Here is a 22,766-nt window from a genome sequence, read left to right as displayed (position 1 = left end):
CATTTAATTATTTGAACATTTGCTTGGCTTGCTGTTAACAAGTGTGGAAATAGCGGTTTCCACTGTTACCTTGAACAGCCGCCGCCACTGGACAATCAGGCAGACAGGGTTGTCTATGAGGCGAACCGATGTCCACAAATGACTAATGGCATAAGCCGCCTCACTTCACAGATAGAAGCAATATCGAGGCCAAGCGCGAGCCGCTTCTCTTAGGTTTTTCTTATCGCGAAAAACGTATATAGATAGAACAAAAAAATCTATACAAAGAAAAGCATCTTGTCTTTTGATTCAAGCGCCGGCAACGGCGACGCCATCAGCGCAGCTGGGAAAGAGCTGGCGGCGCGGCAGAGACCAATCGTGGAAAACGGGATTGTTTTGACAAATTCCCGGCGCCATGGCCGGCACGCCCGGATTTGGTGCAATGGAAATGCACCGAAGAGTGCAAGGCCTAGGGCCTGCCGCTAGGTCTGGGCAAAATTTTGCAGCAAGCCGCTATACGGCTTATGCAGCGGATAGGCCAGGTCGCCGCGCTTGCCGGTCTTCAGGCCCAGATGCACCAGGCTTTCCGCCAGCTTCACCGCCACTGCCACGCCGTCGATTACGGCGATGCCCAGCTCTTCTTCGATGGCCCGGCAGAGATCGGTCATGCCGGCGCAGCCAAGCACAATGCTGTCGATCTGATCCTGCTGCAGCGCCTGCCGGCATTCTTCCAGGATGATGCGGTAGGCCGCCGATCCGGGTTGTTCCAGCTCCAGTACGTTCAGCTTGCAGGCGCGCACCTTGCGGCAGAAGCGCTGCATGCCGTAGCGCTCGGCCAGATGCCAGGCGATGCCGCAAGTGCGCTCCAGGGTGGTGACCACGCTGAAGCTGGCGCCGATCATGCTGGCCGCGTGCATCGCCGCTTCCGCGATGCCGATCACCGGGCCGCGCGCAGCCTCGCGCGCGGCGTACAGGCCGGGATCGCCGAAGCAGGCGATCACGTAAGCATCGACCGCAGCCGCTTCGCCCAGCCGGATTTCCTGCAGGATGCCGGGCACGCTAAGGGCTTCGTCGTAATGGCTTTCGATGGAGGCTGGCCCCATATCCGGGCTGACTGCCACGATCTCGGTGCCGGGCGCCGCGACCTGGCGCGCGCACTGGCCGATTTTCCTGGTCATGCTCCAGGTGGTGTTGGGATTGATGATCTTGATTTTCAAAATGGGATGCCGGTAAAAATCGCCGCCGCGGCGGCATGGCCGGCCCGGCATCGCCAGGCCGGCTGCTGGGACTAGGGCATTTCGGTCGCGGCCGTAGCCGCTGCCGGCAGCACTTGCCGGACGCTGATGGTCCAGTAGATCAGCAGGCCGCAGCCCATGCCGATGAACCAGGTGAAATTGGCCAGGCCGCCGAAAGCCGGCACCAGCACACAGAGGATCGGAATGATGGCGGACGGGATCAGCGCCATGATGGCTTTCGGGTTGTAGCCATTGCGGTACCAGTAAGCGCCCTTCTCATCCATGCTGTAGAGGTCGTCGACGCTCACCTGCTGCTTCTTGACCAGGTAAAAATCCGCAATCAGGATGCCGAACAAAGGGCCGATGAAAGAACCGAGGATATCCAGCGTGTAATGGATCACGTGCGGATTGTTGAACAAATTCCAGGGCGTGATGAAGACCGACGCCACCGCCGCGATCATGCCGCCCATGCGCCAGCTGATCTGCTTCGGCGCCACGTTGGAAAAATCGAAGGCCGGCGAGACGAAGTTGGCGACGATGTTGATGCCCACCGTAGCGATCATGAAAGTCAGGCCGCCCAGCACCACCGCGAAGGTGTTGTCGATATGGCCGACCATCTCCACCGGATCGGTGATCAGCTTGCCATACAGCGGCAGGGTGGTGGCGATGCAGACCACTGTCAGCAACGAGAAGCCGAGGAAATTCACCGGCAAGCCCCAGAAATTACCGCGCTTGACCGACTGGTAATCCTTGCCATAGCGCGAAAAATCGCCGAAATTAAGCATCGGCCCCGAGAAGTAAGACACCACCAGCGCGGTCGCATTGATCATGATCGGCAAAGCCGCCGTGCCGCTGTACTTGATGCCGCCCAGGTTGAGGTCGATGTTGCTCCAGCCGGCCTTGCTGATCAGCCACACGGCCAGCAGCAGCATCACCACATACACGGCGGGACCGGCCCAGTCGATGAATTTGCGGATCGCATCCATGCCGGTCCAGAACACGATGGCTTGCAGCACCCACATCACCATGAAACCAAGCCAGCCGAGGTAAGACAGGCCGGCAAAGCCGTATTGCTTGACGTCTGCGTAGAGCGCCATCTGCGGGAAAAACTTGAGCACGATCAGCAGGAAGGCGCCCGACGCCAGGTAGGTCTGGATGCCGTACCAGGCCACCGCGATCAGGCCGCGGATAATGGCCGGTATATTCGCCCCCAGCACGCCGAATGTGGTGCGGCAAATCACCGGATAAGGTGCGCTGGTAATCTGGCTCGGCTTCGCCACCAGGTTGGCGAAACACTGCACGATGACAATCCCCACCAGCAGCGACACCAGCACCTGCCAGCTGCTCAGGCCCAGCGCGAACAGGCTGCCGGCGGTCACGTAGCCGCCGACGCTGTGCACGTCCGACATCCAGAATGCAAAAATATTGTAGCTGCCCCAGGTCTGCTTTTTCAGCGGCGCCAGGTCTTCATTGGTGAGCCTGTCGTGGTACGACGGCTTGATGATCGCATTGTGCTGTTCCATCATGACTCCTGATCCGGTATGTGTGTGATTGGGTAGGCGGTGCGTCAAATTGTCATCGGCGATGGGACGCCTGCGACTCCCGCGGCCATCAGCCCTCATATATGCACAATCAAATTCAATATTGCGCACAATCCTGGATTTACATGAAGCCAGAACCGTGCCAAGCAGCTTGCATGACAAGGGTTTTACTCATCTGACATAGAGGAAATCGGGAAAAGGTAGTTGTCTGGAGGCGACAAGACGGCGACCGCGCAGCGTTGAATACGCACAAATTACGTGCAAGGATCGCCAGCATTGTGCACAAAACCTTCTTCAGCACGATCCGAGTGCGTACTCAGACGGAAGAATAAACAAGCTTTTCCAACAATAGCTGCAGGCCGTGCACGCAGCCGGCTTCGGATTTATACTGTGGCAATACTTTGAAGAATCTGCCTCGATCCATGTATACATTGTGCACAATCCAGACTTGCCTCACGCCGGGAATACAGCCGAAACCGTCAGCGGAGAACCTGCCATGAGCGCCGTTTCCAGGATTTCGCAGGAGGATTTGAGCAACGATGAAATCGATGCGCGCATCCAGCTCTCCATCATTGACGCCATCCTTGATCATCAACTGCCGCCGGGGACGCGTCTGGTGGAGGCGCCGCTATGCGAAGCCTTCGGCGTCACGCGCGGCACCTTGCGGCGGGTCTTCGTCAAGCTGGCGCATGAACGGGTGATCGACCTGCAGCCTAACCGTGGCGCAGTGATCGCTACCCATGACGTGAAAGAAGCGCGCGAAGTGTTCGAAGCGCGCGGCATCCTCGAAAGCGGTTCAGTCAAGAGCCTGGCCGCCAAGCGCAAGGTCCTGCCGGAACTGCGGGCGCTGGTGAAGCGCGAACATGCGCTGCGCGAGCAAGGCAACTGGGGGGCATGGATAAGACTGTCGGGAGAATTCCATATCAAGCTGAGCGAAGCCAACCAGAACAATATCGTCAGCGCCTACCTGCGCACCCTGATCGCGCGCACTTCTCTGTTGATCGGCTTGTATGAAACGCCAAAGCGCAACAGCTGTTCGGCGGATGAACATGGCGCGATACTGGATGCGATTGAGCAAGGCGACGGCGAACGCGCGGCCAGGCTGATGGAACATCACCTGGGCGAGTACGCTTCCGAACTGCTGACCGAGGCCACGCCGCCCAAGGAAGTGGATTTCACCAAGCTGTTTGCGCCGGTGCGGATGCTGTGACGGCGAGGTCCGGATTTTCGTCGCGCTTAAGACACGTAGCTAACTGGGGTCAGTCAAATTTCTGCGCGCTCTTTTGCAGAAATTTGACTCTGACACCAATTAGCGCTGACCCCAATTAGCGAGCTATGAAATGTCTGCCTCGCTGTAAGAAAACAAAGCCATGAATGCGCCCTGCCTTTCTCCGAATCCGTCATCTGGGGTCAGAGTAATTTACGACGATACTGCCGTCGTAAAAAAACTATGACCCCAGATGACTCGGTCTGCGTGGCGCCCTGACTCACATCACTCGGTCAGCGTAGTGCCGGCCTACCTGCCGCCCCTGGCATCGTCATCCAGGCTGCGGAGGAACTGCATTTTCTCGGCGATCTTGGCTTCCACCCCGCGCGGCACCGGCTGGTACCAGCGCGGATCTTCCATGCCGTCCGGCAGGTAGGTTTCGCCGGCGGCGTAGGCATGCGGCTCATTGTGCGCATAGCGATATTCGTGACCGTAGCCGAGTTCCTTCATCAGCTTGGTTGGCGCATTGCGCAGATGCACCGGCACCTCGCGCGACTTGTCTTTCTTGACGAATGCCATAGCCTGGTTGAAGGCGTTGTAGCCGGCATTGCTCTTGGCGGCGATCGCCAGGTAGATCACCGCCTGCCCCAGCGCCAGCTCGCCTTCCGGCGACCCCAAGCGTTCGAAGGTGGCGGCGGCATCGGTGGCGATTTGCATGGCGCGCGGATCGGCCAGGCCGATATCTTCCCAGGCCATGCGGATGATGCGCCGCGACAGGTATTTAGGATCCGCGCCGCCGTCCAGCATGCGGCACAGCCAGTACAGCGCGCCATCCGGGCTGGAGCCGCGCACCGATTTATGCAGGGCGGAAATCTGGTCGTAGAAATTATCGCCGCCCTTGTCGAAACGGCGCGCATTCAGGGTCAAGGCATTTTCCAGGAATTCCGCGGTCACCTGCGTCACGCCGGAAGCCCGGAGCGCGCTGCCGACCTGTTCCAGCAGATTCAGCAGGCGGCGCGCATCGCCGTCGGCATAGCCGATCAGGGTGTCTACCGCCGCCTCGTCAAACTGCAGCTGCGACAGCACGCGCTGCTGCGCCCGTTGCAGCAGCTGCTTGAGCTCGTCTTCGGTGAGCGCCTGCAGCACATACACTTGCGCACGCGAGAGCAAAGCCGAGTTGACTTCAAACGAGGGATTTTCGGTGGTGGCGCCAATGAAAGTCACCAGCCCCGATTCGGCATACGGTAACAAGGCATCCTGCTGCGATTTGTTGAAACGGTGGATTTCATCGACGAACAGGATGGTGTGCTTGCCCTGGGCCAGGTACTGCTGTGCCTGCTCCATCGCGGCGCGGATATCCTTGACCCCGGAAAACACCGCCGACAAGGGGATGAATTCGCAATCGAAGGCATTCGCGGTCAGGCGCGCCAGCGTAGTCTTGCCGACGCCGGGCGGCCCCCACAGGATCATCGAATGCGGCTTGCCCGACTCAAAGGCCAGCCGCAGCGGCTTGCCCGGCCCCAGCAGATGGCTTTGCCCGATAACGTCATCCAAGGTGGCCGGACGCAGCGCTTCGGCCAGCGGTGGAGTGGGTGCTACGCTAAAGAGATCGGACATGAGGATGGTTCTGTGAAAAATGTGCCTGGTTTGAGAAGTGCAACAGGATGATGCATAAGCGGAATCCAGTCCAGCCCGGGCGCCGTTGCACGCAGCAGACGACGCAAAAACGCCAACTGTGAGAGAATCCCACTCGATTTTGATGCCAACGCCAGCCTCGACTTTGTACGCCAGCCCCAACCCGGACCTGCCCGACCATGCCCTTTGTCGTCACCGATTCCTGCATCCAGTGCAAGTACACCGACTGTGTCGAAGTCTGTCCTATGGACTGCTTCCGGCAAGGACCGAACTTCCTCGTCATTGTGCCGGACAACTGCATCGACTGCTCGATGTGCGTACCGGAATGCCCGGTCGGCGCCATTTACAATGAAATCGACCTGCCGCCGGAACAGCGCCACTTCATCGAAATCAACGCTCGCCTGGCCGCACATCCAGAATGGACACCGATCACGCGCTCGCAAGCGCCGCTGGCGGACCATGAAAACTGGCGCGCAGTCGCCAACAAGCTGGAATTCCTCAAGCTGGCGTAGGGTGGGCAGGTCTTTTTGCCCACGCGTTACCGAAGTCCGCGTGGGCACTCGTGCCCACCCTACTGACTTATTGATCCAGCACGTCCGCGCCCTTCGGCACGACAAACTTGAACTGCCCGGCCGACAACGGCGGATTCTTGACGAAATTCTTGAAGGTCAGCAGCGATACCTGGCCGAAGGAATCGCGTAGCTCCATCGCCTGCGGCACGCCGTCCTTGAGGCCGATGCCGATATGGTCGAAGGTGGTGTCCTTGGCTTTCGGCGTCGCTTCCAGCCACTCCATGCCATCCTTGGCCTGGCCTTCCTTCAGGATGAAATTCTTTTCCAGGTCGTTGCTGCCGAACAGGATGGCCGCCGGCGACGAGCCGAGCGCATTGCCCAGGCTCTTGGTGGTGACCTGGTTGAGGTCCTTGTCGTAGATGAACAGCTTGTCGCCATCGGCCTGCAGGATCTGCTCATACGGCTTCTGATAAGTCCAGATGAACTTGCCCGGCCGCGCGAAAATGAAGATGCCGCTGGAGGTGCTGGACACCTTCGGTGTCTTGCTGCCGGCGTCGATCTTCACCAGCTGCTGGTAGAACTCGCCCTTGGCCGACTGCGTGCTGCTGACAAAGGTCTTGAACTGTTCCAGCGCGCTGGCGCTGGCCAGCGAAGGCAACAGCGCCATGCTGAGCGACAGGCCGACGATCAGGCGGCCCGACCTGAAGCGGGCGAACATGTTGGTCTTGCCGGCGCCGTTCAGGCTGGCGATAATTTTCTTTTGCATATGCTTGTTACTCCGTATTGTTGCCATTGCCCGCGGGGACCAGGATTTCCCGGTTGCCGTTGGATTGCATGGTTGAGACCAGGCCGCTGGTTTCCATTTGCTCCAGCAGGCGCGCTGCACGGTTGTAACCGATGCGCAGGTGGCGCTGCACCAGGGAAATCGAAGCCCGCCGGTTCTTGAGTACGACCGCCACCGCCTGGTCGTAAAGTTCATCGCCTTCGGTGCCGCCGGTAGCAGCGCCGCCGATAGCGCCGTCGCCGCCGTCTTCCAGCACGCCACCTTCCAATATACCTTCGACGTAATCCGGTTCGCCTTGTTCCTTCAGGTAATCGACTACCCTGTGCACTTCTTCATCCGACACAAAAGCGCCATGCACGCGAATCGGCAAACCGGTGCCGGGCGGCATATACAGCATGTCGCCCATGCCCAGCAGCGCCTCCGCACCCATCTGGTCGAGAATCGTGCGCGAGTCGATCTTGCTGCTGACCTGGAACGCGATCCGAGTCGGCACGTTGGCCTTGATCAAGCCGGTGATCACGTCTACAGATGGGCGCTGTGTCGCCAGAATCAAGTGGATGCCGGCCGCGCGCGCCTTTTGCGCAATGCGGGCGATCAGTTCTTCCACCTTCTTGCCGACCACCATCATGAGATCAGCCAGCTCGTCGATGATGACCACGATGGTCGGCAGCTTCTCCAGCGGTTCCGGTGCGTCCGGCGTCAGGCTGAACGGATTCGGGATTTTCTCTTCGCGCTTGTCGGCCTCGACGATCTTCTGGTTATAGCCGGCCAGGTTGCGTACGCCCAACTTGGACATCAGCTTGTAGCGGCGCTCCATCTCGTTCACTGCCCAGTTCAGCGCATGGCCGGCCTGGCGCATGTCGGTCACCACCGGCGCCAGCAGATGCGGGATGCCTTCGTAGATCGACAGTTCCAGCATTTTCGGATCGATCAGGATCAGGCGCACCTGTTTCGGATCGGATTTATACAGCAGGGAGAGGATGGTGGCGTTGATCCCCACCGATTTCCCCGAACCGGTGGTACCCGCCACCAGCAAGTGCGGCATCTTGGCCAGGTCGGCCACCACCGGATGGCCGGCGATATCCTTGCCGAGCGCGATGGTGAGGCTGGAGACGCCGTCGTTATACACCTTGGAGCCGAGAATCTCGGTCAGGCGCACAATTTGGCGCTTAGGATTCGGCAATTCCAGGCCCATGTACATCTTGCCAGGGATCACCTCGACCACACGGATCGAAGTCAGCGACAGCGAACGCGCCAGGTCGCGCGCCAGGCCGACGATCTGACTACCCTTGACGCCGGTCGCCGGTTCGATTTCATAGCGCGTGATCACCGGCCCCGGATGCGCCGCCACCACAGTCACCTGGACGCCGAAATCGGAGAGCTTTTTCTCGATCAGGCGGCTGGTGAACTCCAGCGTTTCGACGCTCACGGTCTGCTGTACCGGCGGCGCCTCGTCAAGCAGCGACAAGGGCGGCAAATTGGTGTCGGGCAGGTCCTGGAACAAGGTGCTTTGCTTTTCCTTCTGCACCCGTTCGGATTTCGGCACGGCGACAACCTGCGGCTCGATGCGGATCGGCGGCGCCACCACGATCTTGGCGCGCTCCTGCACCACCACCTCTTCGCGTTTGACGGCGGCGACCTGGCCGACCTTGCGGTCCTGCCGCGCGATGTAGAAATTCTTCAGCCACAGCACGCCGTTTTCGATACCGGCGCCGATGCGCTCCGCCACCGTCAGCCAGGACATATGGAAAAACAGGCTGATGCCGATGGCAAACAGCAGCAGCAAGAACAAGGTGCCGCCGGTGAAACCGAGCGCGTTCTGGGCGCCGCTGCCGATCAGTTGCCCCAGCACGCCGCCAGGTGCGCGTGGCAGTTGCACGTGGCTGGCCAGCCATTGCATGCGGGTGTATTCGAGGCCCAGGCTGCCAACCAGGATCAAGACAAAACCGGCGCCGCGGATCAAGCCTTCGTGGCGATGCTCGGGTTCGGCGTTTTTCTCAACCACGAAACGCTGCGAAATACGACGGTAGCCCTGCCACAGGGTACGCAGCAGCAGCGCACACCACCACCAGGCCGACGCGCCGAAGACAAACAGCATCAGGTCCGACATCCAGGCGCCGATGCGGCCGCCCCAGTTATGCATGCGCGGCACCAGGGCGCCGTGCGACCAGCCCGGATCCAACTTGGAATAGGTGGCGAAAATGATGATCAGATAGGCTGTAATGACCGCGTAGATGATCCAGCGCGCTTCATACAACAGCCGCACCAGACGGCTGGGCAAAGGCGCCGCGTCCTGCGGTTTGGCGTTGCGGGTATAGGCTTGGCTTGTTCTAGTCATAAATCCGGTTGATGTTGCTTTAGTGTTGCTTCTTGAGAATGGTTTAAGACCTTGCGTCTGTAGTGTTTCGCATGTAATGGCGCTTAAGAAATGGTGTATTTTCGCACCAGACTAGGCGTAAACCGGAGCGATAGTGGGCTATCGCGAGGATTTACAACGACGTATGGCGCGAAAAGACGCCGTTTATTAAGTGTCATTATGTGCGAGACACTACACCACCATAAGTTCCACGAATAAACTTTGGCTCAATCATGCATCGCAAGTTGAAATTATGCACCCAATACCTATATATATAACCAGTGTTTGCTGTTTCCAATTGAAACATGCGTAAAAAACAAGCCTGGCGCGTGCGAATTTTGATGCGCTGCACACGTGCGGTGGCTTGCTCGACTATAATCTTACCGAGTTTTTGAGCGCCATTTGATGATCTTGACAATATTTATCCGCCACAAGCGTGCATAAAACCGCTTTCATCGAGTCCATGACGCTCCCGATATTTGTTACCTGAGGCCCTTCCATGACTAATACCAAACCCGCCAAGCACGCCCACGTACTGATCCTCGGCTCCGGACCTGCAGGCTACAGCGCTGCCGTCTATGCCGCGCGCGCCAACCTGAAACCGGTGCTGATCACCGGCGTCGAGCAAGGCGGCCAGCTGATGACCACGACCGACGTTGAAAATTGGCCGGGCGATCCGCATGGCGTGCAAGGTCCTGAACTGATGCAGCGCCTGCTCAAGCATGCGGAAGAATTCAACACCGAAATCATTTTCGACCATATCCACACCACCAAGTTGTCGGAAAAGCCATTCCGCCTGATCGGCGACAATGGCGAATACACCTGCGACGCCCTGATCATCGCCACCGGCGCCTCGGCGCAATACCTCGGCCTGCCGTCGGAAGAAGCGTTCATGGGTAAAGGCGTGTCCGCCTGCGCCACCTGCGACGGTTTCTTCTATCGCGGCCAGGAAGTGGCTGTGGTCGGCGGCGGCAATACCGCGGTCGAAGAAGCGCTGTACCTGTCCAATATCGCCAGCAAGGTCACGCTGATCCATCGTCGCGAGAAGTTCCGCGCCGAGCCTATCTTGGTCGACCGCCTCAACGCCAAGGTCGCCGAAGGCAAGATCGTCATCAAGTACAACCACACGCTGGACGAAGTCACCGGCGACGCCAGCGGCGTCACCGGCATCAACATCAAGTCGGTGGCCGACGGCAGCATCACGCCGATCACGCTGCACGGCGTCTTCATCGCCATCGGCCACAAGCCGAACACCGGCATTTTCGACGGCCAGCTGGAGATGCATAACGGCTACATCAAGACCAAGACCGGCCTGGAAGGCATGGCCACCGCCACCAGCGTGCCTGGCGTCTTCGCCGCCGGCGACGTGCAGGACCATATCTACCGCCAGGCTATCACCAGCGCCGGTACCGGCTGCATGGCGGCGCTCGACGCTCAGCGCTTCCTGGAAGACTAAGGCCTGGCCTGATGGTACCGATGATGGCGACGATGATGCATCGACGCCGTCATCAGCCTGCCATACCCCGCCGCCTTTCACCATTAGCAGACGCATCAGACGCATATATCATGGCCGGCCCGATCAAAGACTTCAGCGCCCTCAAATCGCTGCGCAAGGAAATCAAGGCGCAGGACGAAGCACGCCAGGCCGCCGCGGCGGAAGCCAAGCGCCGCGCGCAGGAAGCACGGCGCGACGCCGACATCTTCCGCAGCAGCATCGGCGATGTCAAACCGCTGGCAGTACCGCCCAAGTTCACCCCCGACATTCCGCGGCCGTTGCCGATCGCCCGCCAGCACCTGGCTGACGAACAAGCCGCGCTGGAAGAATCGCTGTCGGACGAGTTCAACATCGAAACCCTGCTCGATACCGACGACACGCTCAGCTTTGCCCGCAACGGCATCGGCCCGGACGTCATGCGCAAGCTGCGGCGCGGCCACTGGACCATCCAGCAGCAGCTCGACCTGCACGGCTTGCGGCGCGAAGAAGCGCGCGAAGCACTGGCCGAATTCCTGCGACTGGCCGCCAAGCGCGGCTGGCGCTGCGTCCGTATCATCCACGGCAAAGGCCTGGGTTCGGTCAACAAGGAGCCAGTGCTGAAATCCAAGGTGCGCAACTGGCTGGTGCAAAAAGATGAAGTGCTGGCCTTCTGCCAGGCCACCGCATCCGAGGGCGGCTCCGGCGCCTTGCTGGTGCTGCTTAAAGGCCAGCTTTAAACCCCTTCTCGCTGGTCCGGCCTCAATCCCGCGGCGGGAAAGATTTGCCCGCCTTATTTTCCCACCTCATTTGTCAACCTCATTTGCCAACCTTGTTGCGCGGAAAAGTCAACCGCATCGCCACCCGCTCCCCCAAGCCCGCCGCAGTTTCCTGCCTGAGCGCAGCCGCCAGGAAATCCGGCGCCGCTCCTAGCGTGACAAAACCGAACTTGCGGTACAGCGCCTGGCTGGGAGCGAACTCAAGGAAGGTCGTCAGATACAAGGTCGGGATCGCGCGCGCATTGCCCCAGGCGACAACCGCCGCCAGCAAGGCGCTGCCTATCCCTTGCTTGCCATAGGCAGGCAGGACATCGAGCTCCACCAGCAGCGCCACCTGGCCATGCATGGCGACGCAGGCAAAACCCAGCACCTTGCCATCACCATCCTTTGCCGCCCATAACATGCCCGCCGCTTGCGCCGCCATGAGTTTTTCAGGCGCCACCGTCTCGCCGCGCAAATGCAGCGGCAGCAGCCGTTCAGGAAACAGCGTAGCAGCCGCCCGCTCCACCGCAGCCAAAGCCGCCACATCCTCTATCGACGCCAGTTCAATCCGGTAATCCGTCACGCCTGCCCTCCCTCCATCGCACATGTCATCGCTCGTTGTCCCAACCATGCTGGCGCCAGGAATCATCGTTAAAACAAATCCATTTGCGGCGTCGGCTTCCGTTCCAAAGGCAACTGCGGACGCCTGAACTGTGAGCTGTCCAGCTTGGAGAAGGCGCCGCGCTGGACCAGCCCGCAACGCGCCGTCGCCTTCTTGTAACGCTGCCGCAGGAAATCGGCCCAGATACCTTCGCCGCGCATGCGCGTGGCGAAATCCGCATTGTAGTCGGCGCCGCCGCGCATTTCCCGGATATGGTTCATGACCCTTTTCGCGCGATCCGGAAAATGGGCATTCAGCCAATCCTGGAACAAAGGATTCACTTCCCACGGCAGGCGCAGCACGATGTAATTGGCGCACACCGCGCCGGCCTCCGCTGCTGCTTCGATAATGCGTTCCAGGTCCGGTTCGTTGATGAAGGGGATCAGCGGCGCAATGCTGACACTGACCGGGATACCAGCCTCGGCCAAGGTCCTGATCGTGCGCAAACGACGCGCCGGCGCAGCGGCGCGCGGCTCCAGCGTGCGCGCAATGGCGGGATCGAGGGTAGTGATGGTGACCGCGGCCACCGCCTGATTCTTGGCCGCCATCGCCGCCAGCAAGTCGATATCGCGCTCGATCAGCGACGACTTGGTGATCAGCGCCAGCGGATGCTCGCAATCGTGCAAGACCTGTAGGATACGGCGTGTCAGCCCGAACTCGCGCTCGCAGGGTTGATAGGCGTCAGTGTTGACGCCGATGGCGATCGTGGCCGGCACGTAAGACGGCTTGGCCAGCTCGCGCAGCAATAGCTGCGGCGCATTCACCTTGGCAAAAATCCGGCTCTCGAAATCCAGGCCCGGCGACAGGCCTAGGTAACTGTGCGTGGGCCGCGCAAAGCAATAAATACAACCGTGCTCGCAGCCGCGGTAAGGATTCAGGGAAACGTCGAACGGCAGGTCCGGCGACGCATTGCGGCTGAGGATGCTTTTGGCTTGTTCCTCGGTCACGATGGTGCGCACCGGCGCAGGATCAAGCGGCGCATCCTCGCCGGCCCAGCCGTCGTCGAAATCTTCGCGCTGCTCGGTTTCGTAGCGGCCTTGCATATTGCTGGTCGCCCCCCTACCTTTACGCACTTCGGCGGGACCCTGGAACCTGATTACCTGCGGCTGACGCTTGGCTTGCCTGTCTGACATCACAACACCATTTAACTGTATATATATACAGTATATTAGCGCAAATCAGAGGTTTAGCAACGGCAACCGTTGATACGGGCAGCGCAGGTTGACAAAGACCATCAAGCTTTGATTTGAGCGGCTGCGGCAACAACTGCCGCGCCGCCGCCGTCATCCGCGGCCGGCGGACAGATCGCTAAATATTTCGATAGCCGTCTGCCGCGAGGCGTAGTCCAATCATGTCATCGATATCCTGATGCCCACATCTCGACAGGCCAGGATGCTGTAATCTATCGGGGCAGCCAGCAACTTTTACTGCAAGAATGGCACCCTATGTCAACCAATGTGCGCTCAGGCCGGGCGCACGGTAAAAGCTTCGGGATAAGAATGCCGGATGTCACCGTCGATACCCTGCTGAATACGCCGACGATCGCTGTCAGGGACGTGTGCTGCCTCGGCACCTGCAAGCACAAAAGCGAATCGGAATGCGCCACTGCCACGCAGCTGGTGTTTCCCTACCGCGGCGTCTACATGCGCCATGTCGGCAGCGACAACGCCATCGCCGACGCCAACCAGGTGCTGTTCTTCAATGCCGGCCAGGAATACCAGGTCAGCCATCCGGTGATCGGCGGCGACGCCTGCCTGTCGATCTCGATCGATGCCCCCCTGCTGCTGGAGCTGATGCCCGCGGAATTATTGGAAACACGGCAAAGGCCTTCCTTCAAACGACAGCAGCAGCGCATCGATCCGCGCGCCCAGGCGCTGGTTGCATTGCTCAGGCATAGTTTGCGCAACGGCGCCATCGAAACGCTGGAAGCGGAGACCTTGATGTTCACACTGGTACGGCGAGCCATGGGCTTGAATGCAAATTTCACTTCCAGCGCCAGCCACGGGCACCGCAAGCTGGTTGAAAGAACCAAGCTGGTGCTGGCCAGCGATCTTTCGCGGCGCTGGACGCTGGCCGAGATCGCTGCGGAAACCGGCGGTGCTCCGGTTTATCTGACGCAGGTATTCCAACAGGTTGAAGGCATGCCGCTGTATAAGTACCAGATGCAGCTGCGGCTGGCGCGCGCGCTCGACCTGCTGCACCAGTACGACGATCTGTCCGCCCTTGGCCTCGACCTCGGTTTTTCCAGCCACAGCCATTTCAGCGCCGCCTTCCGCCAGGCCTTCGGCAGCTCGCCGTCCGCCTTCAAGCAAAGCGCCGCGCAGTGTTAGTGCGCGAGCCTGGCCGACGCACATCTCGTCCGCGCCATGTCACTAAAGAATTCGATAGCCGCCTTTTTCCCCGCGTAGTCCAATGCACTTACCCGGCCTTCGGGTATTTCTGGAGACGCATCATGAATGAACAAACCTGCGCTGCATGCGATTACCCACTGGACGACGTCAGGATCCTGGTCTACATCGGCGGCAAGCCGGTCGAAGTCTGTTGCGAGGAATGCGCGACCAAACTGCGGCAGGCCGAACAATCGGCCAAGGCTGCCCAACGGCCAGAGGTAAGCTAAACGACGCCGGACCGAGCTGAACAGGGGAATACGATAGCATTGGGGTTCGGTCCGAGCGCTGGATTTTTCACAGAAGAGAGATCAATGATGATGAACCACAAAGAAAAAGCAGAATACTTCCACCAGCTGCATGTTCCCCGCCTGCCTCTGGTGCTGTTCAACATCTGGGATGCCGGCAGCGCAAAAGCCGTTGCCGCAGCTGGCGCGAAAGCAATCGCTACCGGCAGCTACTCGGTGGCCAGCGCCTACGGCTACGACGATGGCGAGAATGTTCCCTTCGATACGGTGATCGCCAACCTGGAGAGAATCGTTCAGGCCACCGACCTGCCGGTCACCGTCGATCTCGAGAGAGGCTACGGTGAAACCGCAGGCGAGCTGGCCGCATCGATAGAACGCACCATTCGCGCCGGCGCTGTCGGCTGCAATATCGAGGACAGCCTGCCGGGAAACGGCAAACTGCGCTCTGTTGAAGAACAGGTACAGAGGATCCGGCAGGCACGGATTGCCGCCGACGGCCAGAAACTGCCCTACTTCATCAATGTGCGCAGCGATGTATTTTTCCAGGGTCTGCCGGCAGAACAGAATGAGGCGATATTGGCCAGCGCAATCGCGCGAGCACAGGCGTATGCCGAAGCCGGCGCCGACGGCATCTTCGTTCCCGGCCTGGCTGACGAAAAACTGATCGCACGGCTGGCGGCGGCCTCGCCGCTGCCGCTCAACCTCATGGTCAATGAAAGAACGCCATCATTGAAAAGCCTGGCTGAGGCCGGCGCTGCCCGCCTCAGCTACGGTCCGGATCCCTATCTACGGATGATGAAGGCGCTGGGAGCCGCGGTGAGGGATGCGATCTCCATCCAGCATTGATAAAAACACGTAGGGTGGGCACGCGTGCCCACGCGGACTTGTCGCATGACGCGTGGGCAGAAAAACCTGCCCACCCTACCCCGCTGCCTTTAGCCCACCTTGGTGAACTTCCAGCTCTGATTGCCGCCGCCATTGTCGTCCCACAGCGTGATGGCGGAGACGTTGCTGCTGCCGTAGCTGGTGGGCGAGGTGCCGGAATTATTGTCGTCGATCACACGTCCGCTCTGCACGCCGCGGATGCCGTAGCTGACGCCATCCGCGCGCGGCACCAGCGCGAACTGCTGGTTGGCGCCGCCATTGCCTTGCCAGATTTCCAGCGCCGTACCGTTAGCGGTCTGCTGGCCAGTCACATCCATCACCAGGCCGCTCTTGATATTGGCCAGTTGCCAGGAACCGTTACTGGCGATGGTCAGGCGCCATTGCTGTTCCTGACCGCCGCTGGCAGCGGCGATGCCAAGCCGGGTGCCGGCAGCGGTGCCGCCCTGATAGCTTCCCAGCATCAGGCTGCTGATTGCGCTGGTGATGGTATACACGCCATTGTTGACGAGGGCGGGAATCAAGCGCCACTGCTGGCTGAACGGCCATTGCTGCGTCGGATCGTCGGCCGCGTTGACCACGATATTGGCGACCGAGCCTGAGGAGGAAATGGAGGTCGCGGCTTTCGAAGCACCGTTCACATCCAGCAGCAGCCGGCTTTGCTTGACCGTCAGGGTGTAGATGCCGGTGCTGACGCCGCTCGCCTGCCAGCTCTGGTTGGCGCCGCCATTGGCGCCATACAGGATCACCGACGAACCCGCGGTCGAACTGTTATTGGCCACGTCCAGCACCGTACCGCTACTGGCGTTGGCGATCTTCAGGTTGCCGTAGCTGTCAGTGGTGACGGTCCAGCCTTGGCTGGCCGCCGCGCTGAGCGGTTGCAAGCCGGGATAGGTGTAAGCCGAACCCGCCACCGCCGGCAGCACGTCGAGATACAGGCCGCTGTTGACGTTTTGCAGGAAGTAAGTGGTGTTGGCGACCGGCGGCGGCACCGCGGCGCTGCTGACCGGGCTGGTGATATTCTGCGGCAAGGCGCTGCTGCCATAGAAACTCAGGCTGCCGGCGCTGCCCTGGGTGAATTCAAACACCACGATGGCATTGCTGCCGCTGTTGAGCCATACGCCCGGGCAGTACAAGCGCGTCTGCGGACCGGCCGCGGGCCAGTAGCGGCCGAGGTTGCGGCCATTCACGAATACATAGCCGGTACCCCAGGCCGACATGTCGATATACATGTCTTGCGGCGTCGCGATACTGATGCTGGCCTTGGCGAAAAAGGGCTGGCCGGCGGCCGGCGCCGTCGAGCTGAAGGCCAGCGCAGCGATCTGGCTGGCCGATAGCGGCGACAGCGTCATGCTCCAGTTGGCGAGTGCGGCGCCATTCGCGTAGACATTGCCGGACAAACCCTTGCCCTCTGCATTCATCCCTCCCGCGCCATAGTTGACGCGGCCGAACGGCAGGCAGACGATCTGCAGCGTAGCGTTAGGCGCTGCATTGCTGATCGTCAGCGAAGTAGTCGCCGCCAGCGCGCCATTGGCAATCGTGCTGAGCACCGCCCCGGGCACCCGCACGCCGTTGACAAAAGCCAGGGCATAGTCAGGCGCGCGGTCAAAGGTGATCTTGATGTTGCCGCCGGCGGCCGGCAGCGTGGTCTGATAGACCGCGACGCCGGAGGGATAAACGCCGGCGCTGGCCGGCTGGTTCTTGTTGAGCGCCAGCGCCATCGCTTCCAGCGTTTGCGGCTGCGCATTCTGGATATTCAGGCTCATGCCGGACAGCAGACTGCTGAAACTCAGCTGGCTGGCTGCCACTGCTGCGATGTCGCCGTCATTGATATGCGCGATGCCGGCGGGCGCGCCGGCAAAAGGCACGTTGTAGGAGGCGTTGGCGACATACGCTCCCTGGATCGGATAGAAGTTGGGATTGGCGGCGCCGGACTCGGACACCGGCGCGCCATAGTCGTACGATGTCATCGGCGGCTGGCAGGAGGAATCGCTGACGCCGTTGGCGCCGGCGGTGAAGCCGAAGTTGGTGCCGCCGTGCGCAACATACAAGACAAAAGAGCATTTGGCAGTGGTCAGGGATGTGACCTGGTTGACGAAATCGCCGACGTGCACGGTTTGCTTGGCGTCTCCCCAGGCGCAAATCCAGCCTGGATAGCATTCCGCGCCGAACGCGCCGACCTCGTAATTGCTGGCGGCGGTGACATAGTTGCCGGCCGAGGAACCGTCCGCCGTCATGCCATACGCGGTATTCGCCGGCAAGGTGATGTTATTGTTCTTGAAGCCGCTGGCCCAACCATCGCAGACACAGAATTTTTCCGCATAGCCAAGCGCCGTCCATTGCTGTGCAATCGCATTCGGGTAGGTGCCATCGTCCGGTGACCAGGAAGTGTATTCATTCTCCACCGCCACCAGCATGATGGGACCGCCGGCCGCCAGCGTGCGACCCTTGACTACATTGTTGTACAACGCGCTGTTCCACTTGTTGACCGCCGCCATGTAGTTGGGGAAATTGCCGCGTATCTGCAAATTGCCGGAACCGTCGCGGAACTGCGGATCGGCCAGCATGCGCGGCGGCAGTCCGCCGAAATCCCATTCGGCGCACACGTAGGGTCCCGGGCGCAACAGCACCCACATGCCGTTCTGCGCGCACAGGTCGATGAAGTGGCCGATGTTCTTGTCGGCCGAGGTAAAGTCGAATGTACCGTCGGACAGCTCGTGGAAATTCCACATGACGTAGAGTGAGATCGTATTGCAGCCGAGCGCTTTGATCATCTTGATACGGTGGTCCCAGTATTGGGAGGGCACGCGCGCCGGATGGATTTCGCCGCCGAAGAACTGGAATGCCGCGCCATCCATGAACCAGTTGCCGCTGCCGTTCCAGCTCAGGGAATGATTGCTGCCGCTGGCGAACACGGCATTGCCGTTGCCCGCCGCTGCTGCCGCCAGCGCCTTCGCCGTCGGAACGCCAGATGAACTGCTGTCGCTGCCGCCGACACCGCAGGCGGTCAACAAGGGAGTAACTACGGCATAGCCCAGAAAATCTCTTCTCTTCATTGCAGGTCTCCTTTTTATTGTCGCGACACTGCGCATGCCTTGCAAATGTAAAACCAAGCTGCAGCAGCGCCGTGGTAACAATCAAGCGCCCATGGCAATGCCGGCACGCGGTCCCGATGACTGCAGATAGTAGTCAGGGTGCGGCAATCAATCCAATGAATTTTTACGGTGCATGAATACCGGTTTCGGCATCGTTGCCGGTTGCGCTGCAACAAACAGAAGCAGGCGCCGGCTGGTTCGCCGGCCTGAACTAAGTGAATACGCGCGCGACGTCGCAGCGTTCAGGAAAGTAGCGTCGGCTGTTGTGTCAGCCGGCTCTCACAGCGGCTTGCGCCAGACGCTTGCCAGCCATGGCTGCTGTTCGCGCGGCAGGCCGGCAGGCCGGTAGTAATGCTCCAGTTCGACGAATCCGGCAGTCGTCATGAAGCCCTGCCAGGCAGCGAGATCGTGATAGCTGCCGTAGCGCCCGTGATTCCAGCCTTCTTCATTGCTGCCGCGCGGGTTCGAGCTGAACAGCACGCCGCCGGGCTTCAGCGCGGCATGGAACTGCAGCAGCACGCGCGGTAGTTCCTGGCTCGGGATATGGAACAGCGCGGCATTGGCGAAGATGCCGTCGAAGCGGCCGTCGGGAAGATCCAGATGAAGAAAGTCCTGATGCCAGACCTCACAAGCACTGTCGGCCCGCGCCATCTCGACGAAGCGGGTGGCGCCTTCGACGCCGATAGCAGTGTGGCCGAGCTTGCTGAAGGTACGCAGATCGCGGCCCGGACCGCAGCCGACATCCAGGATAACGAACGGCGCTGTGCCGTTGATATGGCGCAGCAAGGCGGCGATATTCTGGCTGACGTCATGGTCGCGCGTACCTTCACGGAAGTCTTCGGCGCGCAGGTTGTAATGCTCCAGCGTGAGAGCGGCAATTTTTTCCAGGTCGGCAGGCAAGAGGTTCATGGGACGTACTGTAGCGCATCCAGCCGGGACCCGTCCAGCGACCTGCAGGCGCTCATGGCGCGCGATCGACGCTCTTGCCGGACTCGAAGACAATATACTCGCCGTCTTCACCCATGCCGCTGCCGGTTTCGGTAAATCCGCTGACGCGGTAGAAAGCCGCCGCCGCATGATTGCGCAACAGGCATTTGAGTACATAACGTTGCCCGGGCCAACCCGGCAGAGCCGCCAGCAGTGCGCGCCCGACTCCCCTCCTCTGCTGGCCGGCGTCGACATACAGATGGTGGATGAAATGATCCGCTTCCCAGACCGAGATGAATCCGGTTAGCCCGCCTTGCTCGTCCTGCGCAAGCAGGATGGCTTCGCCCTGGGTCTGCTGCTGCAGATCCGCCAGGCAAAAGGATGCGGTCGCAAGCCAGGTGTAGGTCTGGCGGCGCAAGCTCAGGAACAGTTCCTGCAACGCAGGCAGGTCCTGAGTGGTGGCGCGGCGTACTGTAATCGACATGCGGACATCTCTCCCAGAAACAAAGAAACTTCAAGCGGCCGGTTACGGCGGCAGCAAGGCGCAAGCATGACAGCTTGCCGCAGTTCCGCCAATACTGTCTTGCGATCGCTTGTCCGAAAATTTTACGCCACCGTCGTCATCCTACAGGCGAATCCGCAAGACACGCAAAACATGCAGCAATGGCAGGCAAAGCAAAATCGCCATGGCGCTGCTGGCGACGCTCCAGCCCAAGGCGTAATGATAGTCGCGTGGAATGGCGTGCAAGGACAAGGCGATGCCGCGCACCAGTCCCAGGAAAATGAAATGCGCGGGGAAAATGATCAGCGTATTTTGCGAAAGCCAGTTGGCAACTCTCGACGCTGGCAACAGTTTTGCGATTGCCAAGGTCGCGGCAATCCCCAGCAGCGAAGTCGGCAGATAGAGCGCCGGCCGCGCGCCAAAATACATGGTAGCAAGGTCAACCTGGTCATTCAACGAGCCAGCCCAAACCAGCAGCAGCGATGCAAGCAGGCCGAACAGGATCAGCTGCATGATCCCGACCCTGCTGAACCAGGTATTCTCGCGCGCCAGCTGTCCGAGCGCATAAAAGGACAGCGCCACCCACATGCTATCCAATCCTAGCAGCAGCCTGTAGGACGGTTGATTGAAGAGCAGCGTGACGGCAATCCCAAGTACCACGAAACAGCCGGCCGCAACTACCGCCGTCAGCTGCTTGCGTGCCAGCTGGTACAGGATGGCTGTCATGATCAGGCAAGGGAAAAACCAGAGCGGCGGATCAATATAGAGATCGACCTCCAGGCCGGTCAGCAAGCCTATGAAAGGCTGATACCAGGCGCGACCGGCCGACAATATGGCCTTTTCACCGATATTGCGGGTGAGCAGCCAGTAGCCGAAGGCGAAACAGAAAAAGAAAAGATACGGCACGGCCAAGGTCCGCAGCGTTCTTTTTACACTGCCATGCACGCTCTGCTGCAGTTTCTCCGGCTTGAGCAAAAAACCTGAAATGAAAAAGAACAGCGGCACGTGAAAGCTGAATATCAGCCGCACCAGGTAGTCCGGCAGGCCTTTGCTGTGGCCGATGACGATCAGGACGATGCCGATGGCCTTGGCGTTATCAATGAATACATGGCGCCCGGATGGTTCATTGGCAAGCGGTCGCTGATCGTGCATCGGCAAAACCTTCATCTAGGCGTTGGCAGGGAATGGCAATATGGCATCCGGTTTGGCATGCAGAATCACGCGCTTGAACTCGGATTGAATCCGCGCCAGCGCCTGTTCCGATTCTGCTTCAAAACGCATCACGATCACCGGCGTGGTGTTGGATGAACGCGCCAGACCGAAGCCATCCACATATTCAACCCGCAGGCCGTCAATCTTGATGATGTCTTCCGCCCCGGGGAAATTCGCCTCACCCTGCAACTTTTCGATTAGCGAGAAATTCTCGCCCTCTTCCAGCTTTAATTGCAGTTCGGGCGTACTGGACGATTGCGGCAAGGCATTCAGCACTGCCGACGGGTCGCTTTCCCGGCTCAGCAGTTCCAGCAGGCGCGCGCCGGCGTACATGCCATCGTCGAAACCGTACCAGCGGTCCTTGAAGAAAACATGGCCGCTCATCTCGCCGCCCAGCGGCGCGCCGGTTTCACGCATCTTGGCCTTGACCAGGGAATGGCCAGTCTTCCACATCAACGGCTTGCCGCCATGTTCGGTGATCCACGGCGCCAAGTGGCGCGTGCATTTGACGTCATACAGGATCTCGCGGCCGGGATGGCGCGTCAGCACATCCGCGGCGAACAGCATCAGCTGCCGATCCGGATAGATGATCTGGCCATCTTTGGTCACCACGCCGAGACGATCACCGTCGCCATCGAACGCCAGCCCGATTTCCGCGTCGGAATGCTGCAAGGCGCGGATCACGTCCTGCAGATTTTCCGGATGCGCCGGATCGGGGTGATGGTTAGGGAAAGTACCGTCCACTTCGCAGAACAGCTCCTCCACCTCGCAGCCGAGCGCGCGATACAGCTCGCCGGCAAACGCGCCGGCGACGCCGTTGCCGCAATCGATCACGATCTTCATCGGCCGCGCCAGCTTCACATCGCTGACAATCCGCTGCAGGTAGGCATCCTTGATGTCGTGCCGCCGGTAACTGCCGTTGGGCGCTGCGACGGTCGCGCCGGCGCCGCCATTGGCGATGGCTTGATACAGCTGCTGGATAGTCTCGCCATGGATCGCCTCTCCCGCCAGCACCATCTTGAAGCCATTGTAATCGGGTGGATTATGGCTGCCGGTGACCATGATGCCGGACTGCGCGCCAAGTACGTGGGTAGCGAAATACACCATGGGAGTCGCCACCACGCCCAGGTCGATCACGCTCACGCCCGCATTTTGCAAGCCCGTCACCAGGGCCGCGCTCAGTTCCGGCCCCGACAATCGGCCGTCGCGCCCGATGATCACCACGTTTTCGCCTCTGGCACGGGCAGCGACGCCGAAGGCCCGGCCGATCTGGCGGGCAATCCCCTCGTCAAGGGTGACGCCGACGACACCGCGGATGTCATAGGCCTTGAAAATGGATTTAGATAGTTGCAACATGTTTTTCTCCGCAGT

19 protein-coding genes are annotated in these 22,766 nt (G+C 60.2%); 7 read left to right on the top strand and 12 right to left on the bottom strand.

The window, feature by feature from the left end; translation table 11 throughout:
* Nucleotides 1-461: 461 nt before the first annotated feature.
* Both CPter91_RS08880 and CPter91_RS08875 read right to left on the bottom strand, forming a co-directional pair.
* Entirely contained in the window at nucleotides 462-1,196 is a 735-nt protein-coding gene (locus tag CPter91_RS08880) for an aspartate/glutamate racemase family protein (protein ID WP_061946029.1), read from the bottom strand.
* Nucleotides 1,197-1,267: 71 nt separating this feature from the next.
* The gene (locus CPter91_RS08875) at nucleotides 1,268-2,740 is read right to left on the bottom strand and encodes an NCS1 family nucleobase:cation symporter-1 (protein WP_417924849.1); all 1,473 of its coding nucleotides are present in this window, start codon (nucleotides 2,738-2,740) and stop codon (nucleotides 1,268-1,270) included.
* Nucleotides 2,741-3,251: 511 nt separating this feature from the next.
* Here CPter91_RS08875 and CPter91_RS08870 point away from each other — a divergent pair.
* The gene (locus CPter91_RS08870) at nucleotides 3,252-3,965 is read left to right on the top strand and encodes a GntR family transcriptional regulator (RefSeq protein ID WP_061946027.1); all 714 of its coding nucleotides are present in this window, start codon (nucleotides 3,252-3,254) and stop codon (nucleotides 3,963-3,965) included.
* A gap of 306 nt (nucleotides 3,966-4,271) precedes the next feature.
* On the opposite strand, the gene CPter91_RS08865 is transcribed toward CPter91_RS08870, so the two are convergent.
* The gene (locus tag CPter91_RS08865) at nucleotides 4,272-5,579 is read right to left on the bottom strand and encodes a replication-associated recombination protein A (RefSeq protein ID WP_061939412.1); all 1,308 of its coding nucleotides are present in this window, start codon (nucleotides 5,577-5,579) and stop codon (nucleotides 4,272-4,274) included.
* Nucleotides 5,580-5,776: 197 nt separating this feature from the next.
* Between CPter91_RS08865 and fdxA the strand changes: the two genes are divergently transcribed.
* Complete coding sequence (fdxA, locus tag CPter91_RS08860) at nucleotides 5,777-6,109, top strand: ferredoxin FdxA (protein WP_061939410.1); 333 nt, start codon at nucleotides 5,777-5,779, stop codon at nucleotides 6,107-6,109.
* Nucleotides 6,110-6,176: 67 nt separating this feature from the next.
* On the opposite strand, the gene lolA is transcribed toward fdxA, so the two are convergent.
* Together lolA and CPter91_RS08850 are read right to left on the bottom strand one after the other, a co-directional pair.
* The gene (gene lolA, locus CPter91_RS08855) at nucleotides 6,177-6,827 is read right to left on the bottom strand and encodes an outer membrane lipoprotein chaperone LolA (RefSeq protein ID WP_061946026.1); all 651 of its coding nucleotides are present in this window, start codon (nucleotides 6,825-6,827) and stop codon (nucleotides 6,177-6,179) included.
* Nucleotides 6,828-6,882: 55 nt separating this feature from the next.
* Nucleotides 6,883-9,231, bottom strand: a complete 2,349-nt coding sequence (locus CPter91_RS08850; protein WP_061939409.1) for a DNA translocase FtsK — start codon at nucleotides 9,229-9,231, stop codon at nucleotides 6,883-6,885.
* Nucleotides 9,232-9,748: 517 nt separating this feature from the next.
* Between CPter91_RS08850 and trxB the strand changes: the two genes are divergently transcribed.
* Nucleotides 9,749-10,705, top strand: a complete 957-nt coding sequence (trxB, locus tag CPter91_RS08845; protein WP_061939407.1) for a thioredoxin-disulfide reductase — start codon at nucleotides 9,749-9,751, stop codon at nucleotides 10,703-10,705.
* Nucleotides 10,706-10,815: 110 nt separating this feature from the next.
* Nucleotides 10,816-11,460, top strand: a complete 645-nt coding sequence (locus CPter91_RS08840; protein ID WP_061939405.1) for a Smr/MutS family protein — start codon at nucleotides 10,816-10,818, stop codon at nucleotides 11,458-11,460.
* A gap of 79 nt (nucleotides 11,461-11,539) precedes the next feature.
* On the opposite strand, the gene CPter91_RS08835 is transcribed toward CPter91_RS08840, so the two are convergent.
* On the bottom strand, nucleotides 11,540-12,112 hold the full coding sequence (locus tag CPter91_RS08835; protein WP_167595146.1) for a GNAT family N-acetyltransferase: 573 nt from the start codon (nucleotides 12,110-12,112) through the stop codon (nucleotides 11,540-11,542).
* A gap of 20 nt (nucleotides 12,113-12,132) precedes the next feature.
* Nucleotides 12,133-13,275, bottom strand: a complete 1,143-nt coding sequence (locus tag CPter91_RS08830) for a PA0069 family radical SAM protein (protein ID WP_061939401.1) — start codon at nucleotides 13,273-13,275, stop codon at nucleotides 12,133-12,135.
* Nucleotides 13,276-13,641: 366 nt separating this feature from the next.
* On the opposite strand from CPter91_RS08830, the gene CPter91_RS08825 reads away from it, so the two are divergent.
* The 3 genes from CPter91_RS08825 to CPter91_RS08820 all read left to right on the top strand — a co-directional run bounded on the left by CPter91_RS08825 (nucleotide 13,642) and on the right by CPter91_RS08820 (nucleotide 15,623).
* Nucleotides 13,642-14,472: a helix-turn-helix domain-containing protein gene (locus CPter91_RS08825; RefSeq protein WP_061939399.1), complete on the top strand. Its 831-nt coding sequence runs from the start codon at nucleotides 13,642-13,644 to the stop codon at nucleotides 14,470-14,472.
* A gap of 122 nt (nucleotides 14,473-14,594) precedes the next feature.
* The gene (locus tag CPter91_RS26870) at nucleotides 14,595-14,759 is read left to right on the top strand and encodes a hypothetical protein (protein WP_167595145.1); all 165 of its coding nucleotides are present in this window, start codon (nucleotides 14,595-14,597) and stop codon (nucleotides 14,757-14,759) included.
* Nucleotides 14,760-14,843: 84 nt separating this feature from the next.
* Nucleotides 14,844-15,623 (top strand): isocitrate lyase/PEP mutase family protein, encoded by a 780-nt coding sequence (locus tag CPter91_RS08820; protein WP_099047181.1) that lies wholly within the window; start codon nucleotides 14,844-14,846, stop codon nucleotides 15,621-15,623.
* Between the two features lie 89 nt (nucleotides 15,624-15,712).
* Here CPter91_RS08820 and CPter91_RS08815 read toward each other — a convergent pair whose 3' ends face one another.
* From CPter91_RS08815 to CPter91_RS08795, 5 genes are all read right to left on the bottom strand, one after another.
* Nucleotides 15,713-18,715: a beta-galactosidase gene (locus CPter91_RS08815; RefSeq protein WP_167595144.1), complete on the bottom strand. Its 3,003-nt coding sequence runs from the start codon at nucleotides 18,713-18,715 to the stop codon at nucleotides 15,713-15,715.
* A 318-nt stretch (nucleotides 18,716-19,033) separates the two neighbouring features.
* Nucleotides 19,034-19,663, bottom strand: coding sequence for a class I SAM-dependent methyltransferase (locus CPter91_RS08810; RefSeq protein WP_061939395.1), 630 nt, complete (start codon nucleotides 19,661-19,663; stop codon nucleotides 19,034-19,036).
* A 52-nt stretch (nucleotides 19,664-19,715) separates the two neighbouring features.
* Nucleotides 19,716-20,165, bottom strand: a complete 450-nt coding sequence (locus CPter91_RS08805) for a GNAT family N-acetyltransferase (RefSeq protein WP_061939393.1) — start codon at nucleotides 20,163-20,165, stop codon at nucleotides 19,716-19,718.
* Between the two features lie 141 nt (nucleotides 20,166-20,306).
* Entirely contained in the window at nucleotides 20,307-21,335 is a 1,029-nt protein-coding gene (locus tag CPter91_RS08800) for an acyltransferase family protein (RefSeq protein ID WP_167595143.1), read from the bottom strand.
* Nucleotides 21,336-21,350: 15 nt separating this feature from the next.
* Nucleotides 21,351-22,751: a phosphomannomutase/phosphoglucomutase gene (locus CPter91_RS08795; RefSeq protein WP_061939389.1), complete on the bottom strand. Its 1,401-nt coding sequence runs from the start codon at nucleotides 22,749-22,751 to the stop codon at nucleotides 21,351-21,353.
* Nucleotides 22,752-22,766 lie beyond the last annotated feature (15 nt).

The organism is Collimonas pratensis (assembly GCF_001584185.1).
Lineage (GTDB): Bacteria > Pseudomonadota > Gammaproteobacteria > Burkholderiales > Burkholderiaceae_D > Collimonas > Collimonas pratensis.
The sequence above is the reverse complement of the archived record's forward strand: the minus strand, read 5'-3'. Positions and strand labels throughout refer to the sequence as shown.